Below are 4313 nucleotides of genomic sequence, written 5' to 3' on the forward strand. Positions count from 1 at the left end.
CGGCGGCAATTTTTCAAATCCATGGGCGCTGTTTCCACGGATCAGGGAGTTTTTTCTCCCTATACGCACGAGTTGAGCCGTACTGAAGCCGAGACTATTTTCGCCAGAGCCTTGCAGGGCAAAGCGACTTCGGAAGACGCCGCGCTTTTTACCGCGCACATGCTCATGGAAATGGCGCGCATGAGCATCGAGGACGGGCTGGTGATGCAAATTCATCCCGGTTCTTTCCGCGATCACAATCAGGTGATTTATCAGAAATTTGGCAAAGACAAAGGGTGCGACATTCCGGTGCAAACCGAGTACACAAAAAATTTGCGTGAATTACTCAACAAATACGGCAACGACAGCAGACTCACGCTCATTTTGTTCACGCTGGACGAGACCACTTATTCGCGAGAGTTGGCGCCTCTCGCCGGGCACTATCCTGCGGTAAAATTAGGCCCGTCGTGGTGGTTCCACGACAGCATTCAGGGAATGCAGCGTTTCCGGGAGAGCGTGACCGAAACAGCCGGTTTTTACAACACTGTCGGTTTCAATGATGACACGCGCGCTTTTCCGTCAATTCCCGCTCGCCACGATCTGTCCCGCCGCGTGGACAGCAATTTTCTGGCAACGCTGGTAGCTCGGCACATTATCGATTTTGACGAGGCAGTGGAAATTAGTCGTGCGTTAGCTTACGATTTAGTAAAAAAAGCGTACAAATTGTGAGGATCGAAAAAATGAAATTAGGAAAATATTCTTTTGGTATCGGCGATCGTTTTGGTCTGGAAGGAAAGGCGCAATTGCGCGCCATGATTGAAGCGAAGAAAAGAGGTGTGACCATTACTCCGGTCTGGAATAAATCGTTTCGCGAACACAAAAATGTGAAAACCGAACCGGTTTCTGTGCAGCAAGAAGCCGACGAAGCAGTGAAAAGCCTCAACTGGACAGATGACTATTTCATCGATGCGGATCATGTGAACATGTCCAATATCGACTATTTTATTTCGTGCAGTAATTTTTTCACCATCGATGTCGCCGATTATATCGGAAAAGAAGCGGATGAAAAATCGGTTTCCGATTTTGTGGCGAAAAATCAGCATCTTTGCAGAACGATTCAATTGCCCCTTCTCAACAAGGAAATCGAAATGTCGGCGGATCAATTGACGGAGATCGCGAAAAAATATCTTTTTGCCGTGGAGCAGGCAGGTGAGATTTACCGTTATCTGCGCTCAAAAAAATCGGACGATGATTTTGTCGTGGAAATTTCCATGGACGAAACCGACGAACCCCAGTCGCCGAAAGAAATGGCGATGATTTTGGCGGCAATTGCGGGAGAAAAAATTCCTGCGCAGACAGTAGCGCCGAAATTCATTGGTGAATTTTTCAAAGGTATCGACTATGTTGGAGACGTGAATCGTTTTGCAGAAGAATTTGAGCTGGATTTAGCAGTTCTGGAGTGGGCAAAAGAAAAGTTCGATTTACCCGATTCATTGAAATTGAGCGTTCATTCCGGCAGCGATAAATTTTCCATTTACAAAATTATCCGGCAGGGAATTGAAATATTTAATACCGGAATTCATGTGAAAACTGCTGGTACGACGTGGCTGGAAGAAGTCATCGGGCTGGCTGAGGCCGGAGGCAGCGGACTGGAAATCGCCAGGGAAATTTATGCCCGGGCTTTGGAAAGAATCGATGAATTGAGCGCTCCTTACGCCACCGTGATTCGCATCGACCGGGAAAAATTGCCCTCTGCGGTTGAAGTTGAAAAGTGGGACAGCGTGACTTTTGTTGAGACGCTGCGCCATCAGCCGGACAATCCGAAATATAATCCCAATTTCCGCCAGCTCATTCATATTGCTTACAAAATTGCTGCGGAGATGGGCGAAACTTACATTCAGGCGTTGAACGAACACAGGGAAGTGGTTGAGAAAAATGTGACTTACAATATTTTGGAAAATCATTTGAAGCCGCTGTTTTTGGAATGATATTATAAAACCACGAAGACTCAAAGGCACGAAGAAAAAAATAACTTTGTGCCTTCGTGTCTTGGTGGTTGACATTTTTTTGGGAGGTGGTTTTTTCATGGAGTTAGAAGAATTTAAAAATAGTTTTGATTTTACTGGAAGGACCGTGGTCATTACCGGCGGTGCAGGCGTCCTGGGCGGAGAGATCGCCTGCGCGCTCAATCGCTGCAATGCAAATATTGTCATCATTGACAGAAATCTGGAGTTGGCAAAAAAATTATTGCATCGCCTTGATACTTCTTGTGGTCAGGCAATGGTTGTTCACGGAGATGTGTTAAAAAAAGAAACTCTTGAAGAAGCGGCGCAGCAGGTTACAGAACGGTTTGGCGGAATCGATGCGCTGATCAACGCTGCCGGTGGCAATCATCCCGATGCGACTACTTCTGCGGAACGCACATTTTTTGATTTACCCGAAAGCGGATTGGATTTTGTTGTTGACTTGAATTTGAAAGGGACGATTATTACCTGTCAGGCCTTCGGGAAATTTATGGCGGAACAGAAGCAGGGAGTGATTCTCAATATTTCTTCGATGAATGCATTCCGCCCACTGACGCGCATTCCGGCGTATTCCGCAGCCAAGGCCGGAGTGAGCAATTTCACCCAGTGGCTGGCAGTGTACATGGCGCAGGAATTTTCCCCGGAAATCCGTGTCAACGCCATTGCGCCGGGATTTTTCCTGACGGAGCAAAATCGTTATTTGCTCATCGATGAAAAAGGGGGGAATTTGACAGAGCGCGGTAAGAAAATCATCGAGCATACGCCAATGGGCAGATTTGGAGAACCCGGAGACTTGATAGGTGCTGCATTGTGGTTGTTGTCTTCAGCCGCAGCTTTTGTGACGGGAGTGGTGATACCGATTGATGGCGGATTTTCGGCTTACAGCGGAATTTGAGTTTTTTGATTCGAATAGGTGTACTCCATTTTTGAGGTAGAGCACACCTGATAACTGTTAAAAATATGAGGAGGCAATAATGAATAAAAAAGTAATGGGTGTGATAGGTCTGGGGGTTATGGGACAAAGTCTGGCATTGAATATAGAAAGAAACGGCTATTCCGTTTGTGGGTACGATCTTGACCAGAAAAAATTAGCGCAGACAAGAGAACGTTTTGCCGGTAAAAATGCCAGTGTTGTTAGTACGTTGCAGGAATTTGTCAACGAACTGGAAAAACCGAGAAAAATTCTGCTGATGGTTCCGGCCGGCAAACCTGTGGACAGTGTTATCGAAGAAATAACGCCACTATTAGATGCGGGAGATATCTTGATCGATGGCGGAAATTCCTATTTTGCTGACACTGCGCGGCGATACGCGGATTTGAAAAAGAAAAAAATTCTTTTCATCGGGACGGGCGTCAGCGGCGGCGAGGAAGGTGCGCTGTGGGGACCTTCGATCATGCCCGGCGGAAATCCCGATGCCTGGCCTGCTGTAAAACCCATTTTTCAGGCGATTGCCGCGAAAGTGGAGGATGGCACGCCGTGTTCCGAATGGATCGGAGAAGGCGGTGCCGGTCATTTTGTGAAAATGGTACACAACGGCATCGAGTATGCGGACATGCAGATGATTTGTGAGACTTATTTTATCATGGAAAAAGTTCTAGGCATGAAGCCGGACGAGATGCAGGAAATTTTTTCTCGTTGGAATAAGGGTGAACTCAACAGCTACCTCATTGAAATCACCGCAGACATCATGGGTGAAAAAGATGAGGAAACCGGCAAGCCGATGATCGATGTTATTCTTGATACCGCCGGTCAGAAAGGAACCGGGAAATGGACCAGTCAGGTTGCGCTGGATCTGGGCATTCCGGCGCCGACGATTGCGGAGGCTGTTTTCGCGCGGACGCTGAGCGCGATCAAAGAGGAGCGAGTAGAAGCTTCAAAACAGCTTTCGGGGCCAAGGCCTGAATTTAAGGGCGATAAAGAGGAATTTATTTCAATGCTGGAACAAGCGCTCTACGCGGCAAAAATTTGCTCCTACGCGCAAGGATTTCAGTTGATGCGCGCGGCTTCGGAAGAATATGGCTGGAATTTGAATTTTGGCAGCATTGCCCTGCTCTGGCGCGCGGGATGCATCATTCGCGCTCAGTTTCTGGATAAAATAAAAGCAGCTTTCGTTCGTCAGCCTGATTTGCCTAATTTGTTACTGAATCCCTATTTCAGAGATGTCATTGAAAAAGCTCAGTCAGCGTGGCGAAAAGCCGTGGCGACGGCTGTGGAGAATGGCATTCCTGTTCCAGCTTTGAGTAGCGCATTGTCCTATTTTGACAGCTATCGCAGTGAACAGCTGCCGGCAAATCTGCTGCAGGCGCAGC

4 protein-coding genes are annotated in these 4313 nt (G+C 47.5%); all 4 read left to right on the plus strand.

Features of this window, described 5'->3' with window-relative positions:
- The coding region (locus GXO74_08990; GenBank protein NOZ61804.1) for a glucuronate isomerase at positions 1 to 708 on the plus strand (708 nt) is incomplete at its 5' end.
- An 11-nt stretch (positions 709 to 719) separates the two neighbouring features.
- The gene (locus tag GXO74_08995) at positions 720 to 1967 is read left to right on the plus strand and encodes a hypothetical protein (protein ID NOZ61805.1); all 1248 of its coding nucleotides are present in this window, start codon (positions 720 to 722) and stop codon (positions 1965 to 1967) included.
- A gap of 97 nt (positions 1968 to 2064) precedes the next feature.
- Positions 2065 to 2898 (plus strand): SDR family oxidoreductase, encoded by an 834-nt coding sequence (locus GXO74_09000; protein NOZ61806.1) that lies wholly within the window; start codon positions 2065 to 2067, stop codon positions 2896 to 2898.
- A gap of 79 nt (positions 2899 to 2977) precedes the next feature.
- Positions 2978 to 4313 (plus strand): decarboxylating NADP(+)-dependent phosphogluconate dehydrogenase (gene gnd / locus GXO74_09005; GenBank protein NOZ61807.1); only part of this gene is annotated, 1336 nt, incomplete at its 3' end.

Source organism: Calditrichota bacterium (assembly GCA_013152715.1).
Taxonomy (GTDB): Bacteria; Zhuqueibacterota; Zhuqueibacteria; order Thermofontimicrobiales; family Thermofontimicrobiaceae; genus 4484-87.